Genomic DNA, 17,435 nt, shown 5'->3' with positions numbered 1-17,435 from the left:
GGGGGGGGGGGGGGGGGGGGGGGGGGGGGGGGGCGCGCGGGCGGGCGCGGCGTCGTCGTGCCCGGTGTTGCGCGGGTAACCGGCGCGTGACGCGGGCGTAAAGTGTGAAGTGGAGCACCGCCGCTCCCACCGCACCGTCACGAGAGGGCCCGCATGAGCAAGCAACCGGAGCAGCAGCAGGAGAACGCGATCATCGCGAAGGCAGAGAACGAGGCGGCGAGGCACGCCGAGCAGGACAGCGCGGTGGACGAGGCGCTCAAGAAGGAGCAGCACCGGGTGTCGGTGGTGGAGGACTACGCGGCCGAACTGGACGAGATCTCCGAGCTGGACAGGAAGCTCCACAAGACGACCGGCGCGGGGGATTCCCAGGCCTGGACGATCGGTTACCCGTACGACGAAAAGCTCTCCCGCAAGGACTACGAGCGCACCAAGCGCGCGCTGCAGATCGAGCTCCTCAAGCTCCAGCTCTGGATCAAGGAGACCGGGCAGAAGCTGCTCATCATCTTCGAGGGGCGCGACGCCGCGGGCAAGGGCGGCGCGATCAAGCGCTTCACGGAGCACCTGAACCCCCGCGGGGCGCGGGTGGTGGCGCTCGAGAAGCCCACGGACATCGAGCAGACGCAGTGGTACTTCCAGCGCTACGTGCAGCACCTGCCCTCCGGTGGGGAGATCGTGCTCATGGACCGCTCCTGGTACAACCGCGCGGGCGTGGAGCGCGTCATGGGCTACTGCACCTCCCAGGAGTACTACGAGTTCATGCGCCAGGCCCCCGAATTCGAGCGCATGCTCGTGAACTCCGGAACGCACCTGATCAAGTTCTGGTTCTCCGTGACCCGGGCCGAGCAGCTCGCACGGTTCCAGTCCCGCCGCACGGACCCCGTGCGCCAGTGGAAGCTCTCGCCCACGGATGTGGCCTCCCTGGACAAGTGGGACGACTACACCGAGGCGAAAGAAGCCATGTTCTTCTACACGGACACCGGCGACGCGCCCTGGACCGTGATCAAGTCCAACGACAAGAAGCGGGCCCGCCTGGAGGCCATGCGTCACGTCCTGACGCAGTTCGACTACCCCAACAAGGACCGCGCGCTCGTGGGGGACGTGGACTCCAAGATCGTGGGCGGGGCCACGGACTTCACCGACGACAACGGCACCAACCCCGACGGCTTTCCCGTGGTTCGCCCCGGGAAGGACTGACGGGGTGCGGCTGCAACCGGCCGGATGGCCGTAGGATGATCTGCGATGTCTAGAATCTTTGGAACGGACGGCGTCCGCGGTCTCGCGAACGGCCTCCTCACAGCTGAACTGGCCATGGAACTGTCGCAGGCCGCGGCAATCGTCCTGGGACACCGCCACGCACCCGAGGGCAGACGGCCCACCGCGGTGGTGGCACGGGACGGTCGCGCGAGCGGCGAGTTCATCGGCGCCGCCGTCACCGCAGGGCTCGCGAGCTCCGGCGTGGACGTGTACGACGCCGGGGTGCTGCCCACCCCGGCTGCGGCCTACCTTGTGGGCGACATCGACGCCGACTTCGGTGTGATGATCTCCGCGTCCCACAATCCGGCGCCGGACAACGGCATCAAGTTCCTGGCCCACGGGGGCAAGAAGTTGCCGGATGCCGTGGAGGACACCATCCAGCAGGTCTACGAGGCCAAGGACTTCGTGCGCCCCACAGGTGCCGACGTGGGCCGCGTGACACGGCTGTCCGACGCCGAGGACCGCTACATCCTGCACCTGGTGGGAGCCATTCCCCACCGGCTGGACGGGCTCTCGATCGTGCTGGACTGCGCGCACGGCGCGGCGTCTGGGGCGTCCCCGGACGCCTTCCGCGACGCGGGCGCCACGGTGCACGTGATCGGTGCGGAACCGGACGGGCTGAACATCAACGACGGTGTGGGTTCCACCCACCTCGGTCCGCTGAAGCAGGCGGTTCGTGAACTCGGGGCGGACCTCGGCATCGCGCACGACGGCGACGCCGACCGCTGCCTCGCGGTGGACCACACGGGCACGGAGGTGGACGGCGACCAGATCATGTGCATCCTGGCGATTGCCATGAAGGAGGCCGGGCGGCTGAACCAGGACACGCTGGTGGCCACGGTCATGAGCAACCTGGGTCTGCAGCTGGCCCTGGACGAGGCCGGGATCACCCTGGTGCGGGCCTCGGTGGGGGACAGGTACGTCCTGGAGTCCATGGTGGCCAACGGCTACAACCTGGGTGGCGAGCAGTCCGGCCACGTGATCATGGCGGACTACGCCACCACGGGTGACGGTCTGCTCACGGGGCTCATGCTGGCCTCCCGCGTGGCGCAGACGGGCATGCCGCTGCAGGAGCTCGCCACCACCATGACGCGGATGCCGCAGGTGATGATCAACGTGAAGAACGTGGACAAGGCCGCGGCCAAGACCAGTGAGCCGGTCCTCGAGGCCGTGGCCCGCACCGAGGAGCGGCTCGGGGCGGAGGGGCGTGTTCTGCTGCGTCCGTCCGGCACCGAGCCTGTGGTCCGGGTGATGGTGGAGGCCGCCACCCACGACGACGCCCAGCGCGAGGCGGAGCAGCTGGTGGCCGTGGTCGAGGAGCACCTGAGCCTCCAGGGCTGAGCGCCCCGCACGGCGTGTGCCGAGATGAACGAGGGCCCCGCATCCGTCACGGATGCGGGGCCCTCGTTCTCAGAAGGGACGGGTGGGTCAGACGGCGGGACCGGAGTGGCGGCCCTCGGTGCCCGCGGTGCCGGGCTTGGCAGCCAGGGCGTCGCGGATCTCGGTGAGCAGCACGGTGTTGGGATCGGCCGGTTCCGCGGCGGGCTCGATGCCCAGACGGCGGTTGCGGCGCTCGATCATCTTGTTCATGGGCATCACGATGCAGAAGTACACTGCGGCGGCGATGAGCAGGAAGTTGACGACGGCGGTGAGCAGCACACCGAACTTGAGGTCGTTGCCGTTGAGCGTGACCACGGCGAAGTCGTCGAAGTTGGGGGACCCGACGAGGGCGGAGATGGCGGGCATGAGCACGCTCTCCACGAGGGCGTTGACGATCTGGGAGAAGGCCGCGCCGATGATGACGGCAACGGCGAGATCCATCACGTTGCCCTTCATGATGAATTCCTTGAAACCATTGAACATGCCGCTCAGCGTACACACAGGTTTCGGAAAGGAAGAAATCGATAGGTGACAAGCGGTGACCATCACGGTCGCACAACGGTGGGCGGGTGAACCGGGTTCCGACGCGAGGCGGTCAGTTCTTGCGCAGCAGCACCCGTCGGATCTTGTGGTCGTGGTCCTTGGACAGGATCAGGCGGGCCCGCCCCCGGGTGGGGCGCACGTTCTGCTCCAGGTTGGGCTCGTTGATCCGGTGCCAGATGTCCGTGGCCACGTCCCGTGCCTCGTCGTCGGTGAGGTTCGCGTAGCGGTGGAAGTAGGAGTCGGGATCGGCGAACGCCGAGGACTGCAGGGCCTGGAAGCGCTCCACGTACCAGCGCTCGATGTCACTGGTGCGGGCGTCCACGTAGATGCTGAAGTCGAAGAAGTCGCTCAGGGCCAGGGCGGTGCGGTTGCCGCTCTCCAGCTTGGCGGGTGCGAGCACATTGAGGCCCTCCACGATCACGACGTCCGGGCGGGTCACCACCACCTCCTCGTCCGGGAGGATGTCGTAGGTGACGTGGGAGTACTTGGGTGCGCGGACCTCGGCCGCGCCCGACTTGATCTCGGCCACGAAACGCAGCAGCGCTCGCCGGTCGTAGGACTCGGGGAACCCCTTGCGGTCCATCAGCCCTCGGCGCCGCAGCTCGGCGTTGGGGTGGAGGAAGCCGTCGGTGGTGACCAGCTGCACGTTGGGGGTGGAGGGCCACCGGGAGAGCATCTCGCGCAGCAGGCGGGCGGTGGTGGACTTCCCCGCGGCCACGGAGCCGGCGATCCCGATCACGAAGGGTGTTCGTGCGTGGTGCTCACCCAGGAACGAGTTCGTCGCGGCGTTGAGCTGCGTGGAGGACATGTCGTAGAGCGTGAGCAGGCGGGAGAGGGGGAGGTAGACCTCCCGCACCTCGTCCACGTCCAGGCGGTCGCCGAGACCGCGCAGGTTCTCGATCTCCTGCGCGGTGAGGGGGACGTCGATCTCGTGCGAGAGTCTGGACCACGTCTGTCGGTCCAGCTCCACGAAGGGAGAGACGCGCTGGGTGGTGGGCTGGGTGCTCATGCTCGGACCAGTGTAGGCCCGAGGCCGTGGTGCCACGCACATGCGGGATGGCGTTTCCGGTAGAATGCATCTTCATGTGTGGAATTGTGGGATATGTGGGCTCAAAGGGCGTTGACGGTCGGTCGCACGGCGCACTGGACGTCATTCTCGAGGGGCTCCGCCGCCTCGAGTACCGCGGGTACGACTCCGCCGGGGTCGCCGTGATCGCGGATCACGACGTGGAGTACCGCAAGAAGGCGGGCAAGCTCAGCAACCTGATCGGCGAGCTCGAGGCGGATCCTCTGCCCGAGTCCACGATCGGGATCGGGCACACCCGGTGGGCCACCCACGGCGGCCCCTCGGACGTCAACGCGCACCCCCACGTGGTAGACGGCGGCAAGCTCGCCATGATCCACAACGGCATCATCGAGAACTTCAGCGAGATCAAGCGCGAGCTGGCCGCCCAGGGCGAGACCTTCGTGTCCGAGACGGACACCGAGGTGGCCGCCGTGCTGCTGGCCCGCACCTACGACGCGCAGGACCCCGAGCACAAGGACCTCACGGTCGCCATGCAGGACACCTGCCGTCGGCTGGAGGGTGCCTTCACCCTGCTGGCCGTCCACGCGGACGTCCCGGACCGCGTGGTCGCGGCCCGCCGCAACTCCCCGCTCGTGATCGGCCTGGGCGAGCACGAGAACTTCCTGGGCTCGGACGTCTCCGGCTTCATCGACTACACCAAGCGTGCGGTGGAGATGGGCCAGGACCAGATCGTCACCATCACCGCCGAGGACTACGCGATCGTCGACTTCCACGGCAACCCCGCCGAGGGCAAGCCCTTCGACATCGAGTGGGACGCCGCCGCCGCCGAGAAGGACGGCTACCCCTCCTTCATGGAGAAGGAGATCCACGACCAGCCCTCCGCCGTGGCGGACACCCTCCTCGGGCGCCTGGACGAGAACGGCCGTCTCACGCTGGACGAGATCAAGATCGACGAGTCCCTGCTGCGCTCGATCGACAAGATCGTGGTGATCGCGTGCGGCACGGCGGCCTACGCCGGCCAGGTGGCGCGCTACGCCATCGAGCACTGGTGCCGGATCCCCACCGAGGTGGAGCTGGCCCACGAGTTCCGCTACCGCGACCCGATCGTGAACGAGAAGACCCTGGTGGTCGCCGTGTCCCAGTCCGGGGAGACCATGGACACCCTCATGGCGGTGCGCCACGCGCAGGAGCAGGGCGCCAAGGTAGTGGCCATCTGCAACACCAACGGCTCCACGATCCCGCGTGAGGCCGACGCCGTGCTCTACACGCACGCCGGCCCCGAGATCGCCGTGGCCTCCACCAAGGCATTCCTGGCCCAGATCACGGCCGCCTACCTGCTGGGCCTGTACCTCGCACAGCTGCGGGGCAACAAGTTCAAGGACGAGATCGCCACGCTGCTGTCCGAGCTGGAGGCCATGCCGGGGAAGATCCAGCGGGTGCTGGACGAGGTGGAGCCGCAGGTCAAGGAGCTCGCCACGAGCATGAAGGACGCCGAGTCCGTGCTGTTCCTGGGGCGCCACGTGGGCTTCCCTGTGGCCATGGAGGGCGCCCTCAAGCTCAAGGAGATCGCCTACATCCACGCGGAGGGCTTTGCCGCGGGTGAGCTCAAGCACGGGCCCATCGCCCTGATCGACCAGGGCCAGCCCGTCATCGTGATCGTTCCCTCGCCGAACGGGCGGGACTCGCTGCACGCCAAGGTGGTCTCCAACATCCAGGAGATCCGCGCCCGCGGCGCCGAGACCATCGTGATCGCCGAGGAGGGTGACGAGGCCGTGCGCGAGTTCGCCAACCACGTGTTCTACGTCCCCGAGGCCCCCACGCTCATGCAGCCGCTCGTGGCCACGGTGCCCCTGCAGATCTTCGCGTGCGAGCTCGCGGGAGCCAAGGGTTACGACGTGGACCAGCCGCGCAACCTGGCCAAGTCCGTCACGGTCGAGTAGCCGCACCAGGTTCCAGCGCACGGCGGGTGGTGCCCCTTCACGGGGGCGCCACCCGCCGTCGTCGTTCCCGGGGCGGTGGCCGCGGGCACGCGCTCCACGGCCGGGCGGCCTCCAGAGTTCCGGGGGCCAGGACGCGGCGTGCTGAGGGCGGCAGGTCGAAGGACGGGGGGCGTGGAGCGGCCGCCGGGGTCCCGGCACGACGACGCCGCGCGGCCACCGAGCGGGGGCGGGCCGCCCGAGCGAGCCGGGCCCGGCAGCCCCGGACGTCGCCGCACCCGCACCGCCGGCGGGGCCGCCCCCGCGGGTCTGGCACGGCCACGTGCAGCACCTTCAGGGGGTCGGAGCGCGCCGCTAGGCTGGCGGCATGATCGTGGGCACCGGCGTGGACATCGTGGACATCGCGCGCTTCGAGCGGCAGCTCGAGCGCACTCCCCGCTTGCGGGAACGGCTGTTCGTGCCGCACGAGCGGGAGCTCGCCCCGCGGTCCCTCGCGGCGAGGTTCGCCGTCAAGGAGGCCGCGGCCAAGGCGCTGAACGCGCCGCCCGGCATGATCTGGCAGGACTGCTGGGTCACCAACGACCCCCACGGAGCGCCCCGGCTGCACACCACGGGCACCGTGGAACGGGAGCAGCGCGCACGCGGTGTGCGGACCTGGCACGTGAGCATCTCCCACGACGGCGGCATGGCCGTGGCGTTCGTCGTGGCGGAGGGGCAGGGAGGGACGAACCATGATTGACGGATTTTCCGGCGCCGCCGTCCGCGCGGCGGAGCAGCCGCTGCTGGACGAGGGGTGGGGGGACGAGCTGATGCGCCGCGCGGCGCTGGGCCTGGCGCGCGAGTGCGAGCAGCAGCTGCGCGGGCACACCCGCCGGGGCACACTCGCGGGACGCAGGGTCGTGGTGCTCGTGGGCACCGGCAACAACGGCGGGGACGGACTGTGGGCGGGGACGTTCCTGCGTCGTCGCGGGGTGTCGGTGGTGGCCGTGCTCACGGGCTCGCGCGCTCACGAGGCGGGACTGGCGGCCTTCACCCGGGCGGGCGGCGTCGTCATGCGGCTGGTCGGGGACGACCCGCAGGGCAGGGCCGAACCAATCGGAGGCACGGAGGCGGCGGATCCCCTCCGCGTGACCGAAGCGGCGGCCCTGCTGCACTCGGTGGACCTCGTGCTGGACGCGGTTCTCGGCACCGGCGCGAGCGGCGGACTCCGCGGACCGGTCGCAGACCTGGTGCGAGCGTTCGAGGAACAACGGGACGCGGACGCGCGCGGGGAGCGCAGCGGTCCCCGGGTGGTGGCGTGCGACATCGTCTCGGGCGTCTCGGCGGACACCGGTGAGACGCCGGAGCCCGTGCTGGGTGCGGACGCCACCGTGACGTTCGGGGGCGCGAAGACCGGGCACGTGGTCTCCCCGGGCGAACAGGCCGCCGGATCACTCACGGTGGTGCCGATCGGCATCGAGGACCAGCTGGGCTCTGCGGCGGTGCACCGGCTCGAGGCCCGCGACGTCCTCGCCGCGTGGCCGCGGCCCGGGGCCACCGACACCAAGTACACGCGCGGGGTGCTGGGCGTCGTGGCCGGCGCGCCGAGCTATCCGGGCGCGGCCATCATGTGCACCCAGGCCGCGGTGAACGCCGGCGCGGGCATGGTCCGCTTCCTGGGGGACTCCACGGCGCGCGCCATGGTGCTCGCCCGCAGCCCCGAGGTCGTGTGCTCCGACGACCAGCCGTGGGACGTGCACGTCCAGGCATGGCTCGCGGGCCCCGGCGTGGTGGGGGACGAGGCCCAGGCGGCCCGTGTCGAGGCCGTGATCGAGGCCGCGGAGCCCGCCGTGCTGGACGCCGGGGCGCTCGACGCCGCCGCCCGCTCGGTCGCGGACGCCCGGCTGGGCCCGCACAAGATCCTCACCCCGCACGCGGGGGAGCTGTCCCAGATCTTCGAGTGGCTGCACGGCTTCGGGCTGTGCGAGTCGGGGGTCGAGCGCACGGCCATCGAGGCGAACCCTCTGCGCTGGGCCAGGGAGGCCGCCCGCGTGACCGGGGCCACCGTGCTGCTCAAGGGCGCCACCACGGTGATCGCCTCACCGGTGGGTGCCACGGGATCCCCGGAGGATTCTGAGTGCCTGTGCCTCAGCGTGGGCGGGGCCAGCCCGTGGCTCGCGACCGCCGGGTCCGGGGACACGCTCGCGGGAATCCTGGGGACCGTGCTCGCCCACGTGGCCGAGCACCCGGATGCCCTGGCGGGTCTGGGCCCGTGGGCGTGCGGGGACGGCCGGTGGGCCACGGCCGCGGCGCTCGGAGCCGGCCTGCACGCGCTCGCCTCGCGTGCCCACGGGGAGGGCCCCGTGCCCCCGTCCGTGCTCGCCGAGAATGTGCGCACGGTCCTCACGCGTCCCTGAGCAGGCCCCGGAGCGACTAAGGTGGGAGGTTGGCCGAGGGCGGGGGACCCGCACTCGGCCCCACCACACCTTGAGGAGAACCACATGGAAGTTTGGCCCGGACACCCGTATCCACTGGGCGCCACGTTCGACGGCACGGGGACCAATTTCGCGATCTTCTCCGAGGTCGCGGACCGCGTGGAGCTGTGCCTGTTCGACGAGGACGGCACGGAGACCCGCGTTGAGGTCACCGCCGTGGACAGCTACGTGTGGCACTGCTACCTCCCGGCGGTCCAGCCCGGCCAGCGCTACGGCTACCGCGTGCACGGCCCGTGGGACCCCGCCCAGGGGCTGCGCTGCAACCCCGACAAGCTGCTGCTGGACCCCTACGCCAAGGCCGTGGAGGGCGGGATCGACTGGGACGAGTCCCTGTTCTCCTACAACTTCGGCGACGAGGACTCCGAGAACCACCAGGACTCCGCACCGCACATGATGAAGGCCGTGGTGATCAACCCGTTCTTCGACTGGGAGGGCGACCGCACCCCCCACACGCCGTACCACAAGTCCGTGATCTACGAGGCGCACGTCAAGGGGCTCACGGAGCAGCACCCCGAGGTTCCCGAGGAGCAGCGCGGCACCTACGCGGGGGTCTCCCACCCGTCCGTGATCGCCCACCTCAAGAAGCTGGGCGTCACCGCGGTGGAGCTCATGCCCGTGCACCAGTTCGTGCAGGACTCCACGCTGCTGGAGAAGGACCTGCGCAACTACTGGGGCTACAACACCATCGCGTTCTTCGCCCCGCACAACGAGTACAGCGCCGCCTCCCACCTGGGCAGCCAGGTGCAGGAGTTCAAGGCCATGGTCCGGGCCCTGCACCAGGCGGACATCGAGGTCATCCTGGACGTGGTCTACAACCACACGGCCGAGGGCAACCACATGGGCCCCACGCTGTCCATGAAGGGCATCGACAACAACGCGTATTACCGCACCGTGGACGACGACCACAAGTTCTACATGGACTACACGGGCACGGGGAACTCGCTCAACGTGCGCCACCCGCACTCGCTGCAGCTCATCATGGACTCGCTGCGCTACTGGGTCACCGAGATGCACGTGGACGGCTTCCGCTTCGACCTCGCGGCCACGCTCGCGCGGGAGTTCTACGACGTGGACAAGCTCTCCACGTTCTTCGAGCTCGTGCAGCAGGACCCGATCGTCTCGCAGGTCAAGCTCATCGCGGAGCCCTGGGACATCGGCCCCGGCGGCTACCAGGTGGGCAACTTCCCACCGCAGTGGACCGAGTGGAACGGCAAGTACCGGGACACCGTGCGCGACTTCTGGCGCGGCGAGCCCGCCACGCTGGGGGAGTTCGCGTCCCGCGTCACCGGCTCCGCGGACCTCTACGAGAACAGCGGCCGCCGCCCGTTCGCCTCGGTGAACTTCGTGACCGCCCACGACGGCTTCACGCTGCGGGACCTGGTCTCCTACAACGAGAAGCACAACGAGGCCAACGGCGAGGACAACAACGACGGCGAGTCCCACAACCGCTCGTGGAACTGCGGGGAGGAGGGCCCCACGGACGACGCCGAGGTGCTGGCTCTGCGCGCCCGTCAGCAGCGCAACTTCCTGGCCACCCTGATGCTGTCGCAGGGCACCCCCATGCTGCTGCACGGGGACGAGCTGGGGCGCACCCAGAAGGGCAACAACAACACGTACTGCCAGGACAACGAACTCACGTGGATCAACTGGGAGAAGGTGGACGGGCCGCTGATCGAGTTCACGGCCGCCATCACCCGGCTGCGCCACGAGCACCCCACGTTCCGGCGCTCGCAGTTCTTCGACGGCCGCCCCGTGGACATGGGGGAGCTGGGCGAGGGCGATGCCATGCCGGACATCGCGTGGCTCAACACCGACGGCACGCCCATGGTCCCGGCCGACTGGGACGAGCCCCTGGCCCGCGCCGTGGGCATGTGGCTCAACGGTGAGGGCATCGCGGGCGTGGACATGCGTGGCCGCCGGATCACGGACGACAACTTCATCGTGTACTTCAACTCGAATCCGGAGCCCGTGGACGTGACCCTGCCCCCGGCCGAGTACGGCCTGAAGTGGGAGGAGATCCTGGACACCGCCGGCCGGCACTCGGACGGTGATGTGCGGGAGCACTCCAGCGTGCTGCAGATGGACGGCAAGTCCACCGTGCTGCTGCGCGCGTGGGAGGAGCCCGAGGAGGAACCGGACGCCTCGGTGGCCGCGTCCGTGGCGGCGTCGGCGGCGGTGTACGCCGAGACCCCGGACCTGCCCTGACACTGCCCAGGACCGCCGCCCGCTCCGAATCCCCGGGCGGCGACCGGCAGTGAGTGTGCCGAACGCGTCACCCCGTGCGGGGTGGCGCGTTCGCCGTTCCGGGTGCCGGCGTGCCTCGCTCCCGGGGACGGCGTGCCACACCCCGGATGCCGGGGACCCACGTCCCGGGGATCCCGAGCACCGGGACCCCGGCCCCGGCCTCCTCGGCACGGTGGCTGCGGCGGGGTCCCCCGAAGACGTCGTGGCCTCCTGGTCCGGGCAGTCTCGCCCTGGGCGGATGGACTGGCACGAGCGCGCGCACTCCGCGAGACTGGAGGGGTGCTGACTCCCACTTCCACGTACCGCCTCCAGATCACGTCCCAGCAGGACCTCCACCGCGCGGCGGAGCTTGTCCCGTACATCCGGCGCCTCGGGGCGGACTGGGTGTACCTCTCGCCGATCCTGCGGGCCACGAGCGGCTCCGACCACGGCTACGACGTGGTGGACCCCACCGAGGTGGACCCCGAGCGCGGTGGCTCCGCGGGTCTTACGGCGCTGTCCGGGGCCGCGCACGCCGCGGGCCTGGGCGTGGTGGTGGACATCGTCCCCAACCACCAGGGCGTGGCCGAGCCGCAGCAGAACCCGTGGTGGTGGTCGCTGCTCGCCGAGGGGCGTGAGAGCCGCTACGCGGACGCGTTCGACGTGGACTGGGAGGCCGGGCACGGCAAGGTGCTGATCCCGGTGCTGGGCGACGGCGACGAGGACCTCTCCGCACTCACCGTCCAGGACGGCACGCTGCGCTACTACGAGAACGTCTACCCGCTCGCCGACGGCACCTGGTCCGAGGGCGACGACCCCGCCGAGGTGCACGGGCGCCAGCACTACGAGCTGGTCAACTGGCGCCGGGGGGACTCCGAACTGAACTACCGCCGGTTCTTCACCGTGGCCACGCTGGCCGGCGTGCGCGTGGAGGACCGGGTGGTCTTCGACGAGTCCCACGCGGAGGTCGCCCGCTGGTTCCGCGAGGGCCTCGTGGACGGGCTGCGGATCGACCACCCGGACGGTGTGCGGGACCCCCGTGGCTACCTGGAGATGCTCGGCGACGTCACGGGCGGCGCATGGACCGTGGTGGAGAAGATCCTGGAACCGGGGGAGCACCTGCCCTCGGACTGGCGCACGGCGGGCACCACGGGCTACGACTCCCTGGGCTGGATCGACCGCGTGCTGACCGATGCCCGGGGCCACTACGAGCTCGCCTCGCTGGACACGCAGCTGCGCGGTGGCACACCCGTGCGCTGGGACGAGCTGATCCACGAGACCAAGCGCCGCATGGCGGATCAGGGCCTGGCCGCTGAGATCCACCGACTGGTGCGCGAGCTGCCCGAGGACTTCCCGCACGGCGCGGAGGCGTCCTACGACGGGCTGGCGGAGATCGCCGCCAACTTCCCCGTGTACCGCACCTACCTGCCCGAGGGCGCGGAGCACCTCCGTGAGGCCGTGGCCGCGGCACGGGAGCGGCGCGCGGACCTCGACGGCGTGCTCACGGACCTCGCCCGCGTCCTGGGCGCTGATGCCACCCGGGAGGCGGACCTGGCGGAGGTGGCCCGGCGGTTCCAGCAGACCTCCGGAATGATCATGGCCAAGGGCGTGGAGGACACCGCGTTCTACCGCTGGACCCAGCTCACGTCCCTCACGGAGGTGGGCGGCGACCCCTCGGTCTTCTCCCTGACCCCGGAGCAGTTCCACACCGAGGCCGCGCGGCGCCAGCGGGAGTCCCCGGCCACCATGAACGCGCTGACGACCCACGACACCAAGCGCTCCGCCGCGGTCCGCGCGCGGATCACGGTGCTCTCCGAGCTGCCGCGCGTGTGGGCCGAGACCGTCTCCACGCTCGTGGGCCGCGCGGAGGACGCCGGGATCTCGCTCACGGACGGCCCCGCCGTGAACCTCGTGCTGCAGGCCGTGGTGGGTGCGTGGCCCCTGGAGCGGGACCGCGCCGTCGACTACGCCATGAAGGCCGTGCGCGAGGCGTCCGTGTCCACCGCGTGGGTGGACGGGGACGAGGACTTCGAGCGGGAGCTGACCCGCTTCATCGACTTCCTGTTCACGAACCCGCGCGCCCGCGGCGTCGTGGAGGGCTGCGTGGCCCGGGTGAGCGAGCCGGGCTGGGCGAACGCCCTGGCCGCCACCGCCCTGCAGCTGACCCTGCCGGGTGTCCCGGACGTCTACCAGGGACAGGAGCTGTGGGAACCGTCCCTCGTGGACCCGGACAACCGCCGCTCCGTGGACTTCACCGCGCGCGACGCCATGCTCTGCGAGCTCGACGCCGCCGCGCCGGGTTCCGCCGCGGCCACCCCCGCGGTGGACGAGACCGGGGCGGCCCGGATGCTGCTGACCTCCCGCGTCCTGCGGCTGCGCCGCGAGCACCCCGAGCTGTTCGGGGACTACACCCCTCTGGCGACCACGGGTGCGCTCGCGGCGCACGCCCTGGGCTTCGACCGCGGCGGCGCGGCCACCGTGGTCACCCGTTTCCCCGCCACGCTCGCCGCCGAGGGCGGTTTCACGGACGAGACCGTGGCCCTGGCCCCCGGCACGTGGCAGGACGTCCTGACACACCGCGAGTTCACGGCCGCCCAGGATGCGCCCGTGGCCCTTGCCGAACTCCTCGACACCTACCCCGTGGCGATCCTGCGCCGGAAGGACAGCTGAACCATGAGCACCGACCACCGCTTCGATGTCTGGGCGCCCCACGCCCGCAAGGTCACCGTCCGCATCGAGGGCGAGGACCACCCCATGGAGGGCCTCGAGGGTCGCCCCGGCTGGTGGACGCTTCCCGCCGCCGACGCCGCCCCGCAGGGCACCGTGCGCTACGGCTACATCCTGACCAAGACCTTCGACGAGGGCACGCCGAAGGAGCGCGAGCAGATCTCGGACGTGCTCCCGGACCCTCGCTCGCGCCGCCAGCCGCAGGGCGTCCACGAGCTCTCCTGCACGTTCGACGCCGACGCCTTCGAGTGGCACGACGCCGATTTCCGCCCCCGCCCGCTGCAGGACTCCGTGCTGTACGAGCTGCACCCCGGAACCTTCACCCCGGAAGGAACGCTGGACGCCGCCATCGGCAGGCTGGACCACCTGGTGGACCTGGGCGTCACCGCGGTGGAGCTGCTGCCGGTCAACGGCTTCAACGGCGAGCACAACTGGGGCTACGACGGCGTGGCCTGGTACACCGTGGCCGAGCCCTACGGTGGCCCCGAGGCGTACCAGCGTTTCGTGGATGCGTGCCACACCAGGGGCCTGTCCGTGATCCAGGACGTGGTGTACAACCACCTGGGACCCAGCGGGAACTACCTGCCCCTGTTCGCGGACTACTTCAAGCCCGGCGCCTCCAGCTGGGGAGACCTCATCAACCTGGACGGCTGGGGCGCGGACGGGGTGCGCGAGTACATCCTGGACAACGTCACCATGTGGCTGCGTGAGTACCACGTGGACGGCTTCCGCCTGGACGCCGTGCACGCGCTCGCAGACTCCCGTGCCACGCACATCCTGGAGGAGATCGCCGAGCGCGTGGCCGAGGAGTCCGCCCGCACGGGCAAGGACCTGGTGACCATCGCGGAGTCCGACCTCAATGACCCCCGCATGATTGCCGCCACGGACCGCCACGGCCTGGGCATGGACGCGCAGTGGCTGGACGACGTCCACCACGCCGCGCACACGGCCTTCACGGGTGAGACCCACGGCTACTACGGGGACTTCGCGTCCCTGCACGCCCTGGAGAAGACCATGCACACCGCGTACTTCCACAACGGGACGTACTCCACGTTCCGGGGCCGCTCGCACGGCCGGGAGATCGACGCCGCCGAGCAGCGCCCGTTCCAGTTCGTCACGTTCCTGCAGAACCACGACCAGGTGGGCAACCGCGCGGCCGGTGACCGGATGAACCAGTCCATGAGCGTGGACCGGGCGATCGCCGCCGCCACGTGGCTCATGACCCAGCCCTTCACTCCCATGCTGTTCATGGGGGAGGAGTACGGCGCCAGCACGCCGTGGCAGTTCTTCACCGCGCACCCCGAGCCCGAGCTGGGTGAGGCGGTGGCGAAGGGCCGCAAGGCAGAGTTCGCGCAGATGGACTGGGACCACGCCACCGTGCCGGATCCCCAGGACCCGCAGACGTTCGAGGGCTCCAAGCTCAACTGGTCCGAGGTCCACGAGGGTGACCACGAGCGGATCTACCGGGCCTACCGGGACCTCATCGCTCTGCGCCGGGGCACCCCCGAGCTCACCGACCAGCGCTGGGACACCGTGGCCACCCAGGCCAGCGACGACGAGCAGTGGTTCGTGCTCAAGCGGATGAGCGAGCCCGAGTCCGTGCACGGCGTGGTCGTGGCCATCAACCTGGGCAACGAGCCCCGCAACCTGCCACTCATGGGCGGGGATGAGCCCCAGCTGCTGTTCGCCAGCGGCGCGGCCCCCGAGCCGGGCTCCGAGGGCACCGTGCGCGTGGCCCCGGAGACCGCCGTGGTGCTGCGCGTCTGAGACCGCCCGCTGGGCAACCGAACCCGCACGACGCCGCCTGGCACGCGAACGGGCCCGGCGGCGTCGTGCGCGAAGGGACCCGGGCGGCGTCGTGCGCCGTCATGCGGTGCGGTGTGCGGAGCCGAGCGGTGGCAGACTGGTGCCCATGCTGATCTATGGCGACGACACCGTGTGGACCCCTGCCGAGAACCGCTACGAGACCATGCCGTACCGGCGTGTGGGGGAGTCCGGGCTCAAGCTGCCCGCCGTCTCCCTGGGGCTGTGGCACAACTTCGGGGACGACAAGCCCGTGGCCGGGATGCGCGCCACGCTGCGCCGCGCATTCGACCTGGGCATCACCCACTTCGACCTGGCCAACAACTACGGCCCGCCCGCGGGCTCGGCGGAGCTCAACTTCGGCCGGATCCTCAAGGAGGACTTCGCGGGGCACCGCCACGAGCTCGTGATCTCCACCAAGGCCGGGTGGGACATGTGGCCCGGCCCGTACGGTGACGTGGGCGGCTCCCGCCAGTACCTGGTCACCTCCCTGGACCAGTCCCTGGAACGCATGGGCCTGGACCACGTGGACGTGTTCTACCACCACCGACCGGACCCCGAGACGCCGCTCGAGGAGACCATGCGGGCACTGGACCACATCGTGCGCTCCGGTCGCGCCACGTACGTGGGCGTCTCCTCCTACGGTGCGGACCTCACACTCGAGGCGCAGCGGATCATGCGCGAGCTGGGCACCCCGCTGGTGATCCACCAGCCCTCCTACTCGATGCTCAACCGCTGGATCGAGCAGCCCAACGAGCGCGCGGGCGGGAAGAACCTGCTGGGCGCGCTGACCGAGACCGGCATGGGCTCCATCTGCTTCACCCCGCTCGCGCAGGGCATGCTCACCGACAAGTACCTCAACGGCGTGCCGGAGGGCTCCCGCGCCGCGGAGAACAAGTCCCTGGACCCGTCCTGGCTCAGCGAGCAGACGCTGGACCAGATTCGTGAGCTCAACACCATGGCACAGGAGCGCGGCCAGACCCTGGCCCAGATGGCGATCGCGTGGACCCTGCGCCCGCAGGACTCCGGGCAGGTCACCTCCGCGCTGGTGGGGGCCTCCTCCGCTCAGCAGATCGAGGACTCCGCCCGGGCCGTGGCCAACCTGGAGTTCTCCGCGGACGAGCTGCGCCGGATCGACGAGCTCGTCACGGACGCCGGCGTGAACATCTGGGGTGCGGCCACCGAGTCCAAGCACGCATGACCTCAGCGCAGTACGCGGCGCTGCTGGGACTGTGGATCGCGGGGATCGTGGTCCCCGGTCCGGACATCTTCGTGATCCTGCGCAACGCGTTCCTGTCCTCGCGGCCCAGCGCCGTGTTCACCGCCCTGGGCGTGATGGTCGGGAACTTCGCCTGGATCGCGCTGTCCCTCATGGGCGTCACGGTGTTCATCAGCGACAACCACGTGCTGAAGCTCGCGGTGCAGATCGGCGGCGCCCTGTTCCTGCTGCGCATGGGCTACGGCTCCCTGCGCTCGGGACTCGACGGCCGAGCGGCCCGCCGGAGCAGCACCCTGGGCCCCGTGCTCCACGAGCCGCAGGACCCAGGCGGCGCGCACCCGGTCCAGGGCGGCGCCCCCGGGCGCGGTCCTGGCGGCACGGGGTCCGCCGCGCAGCACCCCGTGGCGCACGACGTCGCCGCGGAACCCGCCCGCACGGGCCTCGCCACGGATCCGCTGCGCTCCGACGACGCCGCGGTCATCGCGGAGCTCTCCGCCGGTTCCCGCCGCGGCCGGTTCCTGGGCCCGGAGGGTCTCACCCCCTGGCGGGCGCTGGCCCAGGGCACCGTCACCAACCTCGCCAACGCGAAGGCCGTGGTGTTCTTCGTGGCGCTGTTCGGCTCGGTGGTTCCCGCCGGGATCCTCTGGTGGGAGGCCCTCGCGGTGCTGGGGATGATGGTGGCCGTGGGCCTCGCTTGGTTCCTCGCGGTGGCCTGGGCGGGGTCCATTCCCGCCCTTGCGCGCCGGTTCCAGGCCCGCACCGCCGAGGTCGAGATCGTCTCCGGCGTGGTGTTCGCCCTCGTGGCCGTGGGGCTGCTCGTGGAGGCCCTGCTGACGATCTGACACCTC

At 70.6% G+C, this 17,435-nt stretch carries 12 protein-coding genes; 10 read left to right on the top strand and 2 right to left on the bottom strand.

The genetic code is table 11. The features are described from left to right. The first annotated feature begins 153 nt into the window (after window positions 1-153). Both ppk2 and glmM read left to right on the top strand, forming a co-directional pair. Window positions 154-1,194, top strand: a complete 1,041-nt coding sequence (gene ppk2, locus HMPREF2833_RS04675) for a polyphosphate kinase 2 (RefSeq protein ID WP_070636805.1) — start codon at window positions 154-156, stop codon at window positions 1,192-1,194. A 45-nt stretch (window positions 1,195-1,239) separates the two neighbouring features. Next, window positions 1,240-2,595: a phosphoglucosamine mutase gene (gene glmM, locus HMPREF2833_RS04670; RefSeq protein ID WP_019309625.1), complete on the top strand. Its 1,356-nt coding sequence runs from the start codon at window positions 1,240-1,242 to the stop codon at window positions 2,593-2,595. A gap of 87 nt (window positions 2,596-2,682) precedes the next feature. Here the strand turns inward: glmM and mscL are convergent, their stop codons facing one another. Beyond that, a complete protein-coding gene (gene mscL, locus HMPREF2833_RS04665; protein ID WP_019309624.1) occupies window positions 2,683-3,117 on the bottom strand; it encodes a large conductance mechanosensitive channel protein MscL in 435 nt (144 codons plus the stop codon). Window positions 3,118-3,229: 112 nt separating this feature from the next. Beyond that, window positions 3,230-4,186, bottom strand: a complete 957-nt coding sequence (gene coaA / locus HMPREF2833_RS04660) for a type I pantothenate kinase (RefSeq protein ID WP_019309623.1) — start codon at window positions 4,184-4,186, stop codon at window positions 3,230-3,232. A gap of 74 nt (window positions 4,187-4,260) precedes the next feature. Here coaA and glmS point away from each other — a divergent pair, with 74 nt between their 5' ends. From glmS to HMPREF2833_RS04620, 8 genes are all read left to right on the top strand, one after another. Then, the gene (glmS, locus tag HMPREF2833_RS04655) at window positions 4,261-6,144 is read left to right on the top strand and encodes a glutamine--fructose-6-phosphate transaminase (isomerizing) (protein ID WP_059281416.1); all 1,884 of its coding nucleotides are present in this window, start codon (window positions 4,261-4,263) and stop codon (window positions 6,142-6,144) included. Between the two features lie 364 nt (window positions 6,145-6,508). Then, window positions 6,509-6,880 carry a holo-ACP synthase gene (locus HMPREF2833_RS04650; RefSeq protein WP_070636804.1) on the top strand — a complete coding sequence of 124 codons (372 nt, stop codon included), beginning with the start codon at window positions 6,509-6,511 and terminating at the stop codon, window positions 6,878-6,880. After that, window positions 6,873-8,537: a bifunctional ADP-dependent NAD(P)H-hydrate dehydratase/NAD(P)H-hydrate epimerase gene (locus HMPREF2833_RS04645; RefSeq protein WP_070636803.1), complete on the top strand. Its 1,665-nt coding sequence runs from the start codon at window positions 6,873-6,875 to the stop codon at window positions 8,535-8,537. Before HMPREF2833_RS04650 ends, HMPREF2833_RS04645 begins: the two co-directional genes overlap by 8 nt. A gap of 84 nt (window positions 8,538-8,621) precedes the next feature. Continuing rightward, the gene (gene glgX / locus HMPREF2833_RS04640; protein ID WP_019309619.1) at window positions 8,622-10,820 is read left to right on the top strand and encodes a glycogen debranching protein GlgX; all 2,199 of its coding nucleotides are present in this window, start codon (window positions 8,622-8,624) and stop codon (window positions 10,818-10,820) included. 318 nt (window positions 10,821-11,138) lie between these two features. Continuing rightward, entirely contained in the window at window positions 11,139-13,508 is a 2,370-nt protein-coding gene (gene treY, locus HMPREF2833_RS04635; RefSeq protein WP_019309618.1) for a malto-oligosyltrehalose synthase, read from the top strand. A 3-nt stretch (window positions 13,509-13,511) separates the two neighbouring features. Next, complete coding sequence (gene treZ, locus HMPREF2833_RS04630; RefSeq protein WP_019309617.1) at window positions 13,512-15,332, top strand: malto-oligosyltrehalose trehalohydrolase; 1,821 nt, start codon at window positions 13,512-13,514, stop codon at window positions 15,330-15,332. A 145-nt stretch (window positions 15,333-15,477) separates the two neighbouring features. Next, on the top strand, window positions 15,478-16,569 hold the full coding sequence (mgrA, locus tag HMPREF2833_RS04625; protein ID WP_019309616.1) for an L-glyceraldehyde 3-phosphate reductase: 1,092 nt from the start codon (window positions 15,478-15,480) through the stop codon (window positions 16,567-16,569). Then, window positions 16,566-17,429 (top strand): LysE family translocator, encoded by an 864-nt coding sequence (locus tag HMPREF2833_RS04620; RefSeq protein ID WP_019309615.1) that lies wholly within the window; start codon window positions 16,566-16,568, stop codon window positions 17,427-17,429. The genes mgrA and HMPREF2833_RS04620 overlap by 4 nt, the downstream gene beginning before the upstream one ends. Window positions 17,430-17,435: the final 6 nt, after the last annotated feature.

Source organism: Kocuria sp. HMSC066H03 (assembly GCF_001812045.1).
In the GTDB taxonomy this organism is placed as follows: Bacteria; Actinomycetota; Actinomycetes; order Actinomycetales; family Micrococcaceae; genus Kocuria; species Kocuria rhizophila.
Note: the sequence above shows the minus strand (reverse complement) of the source record. Positions and strands in the feature narration are given on the sequence as shown.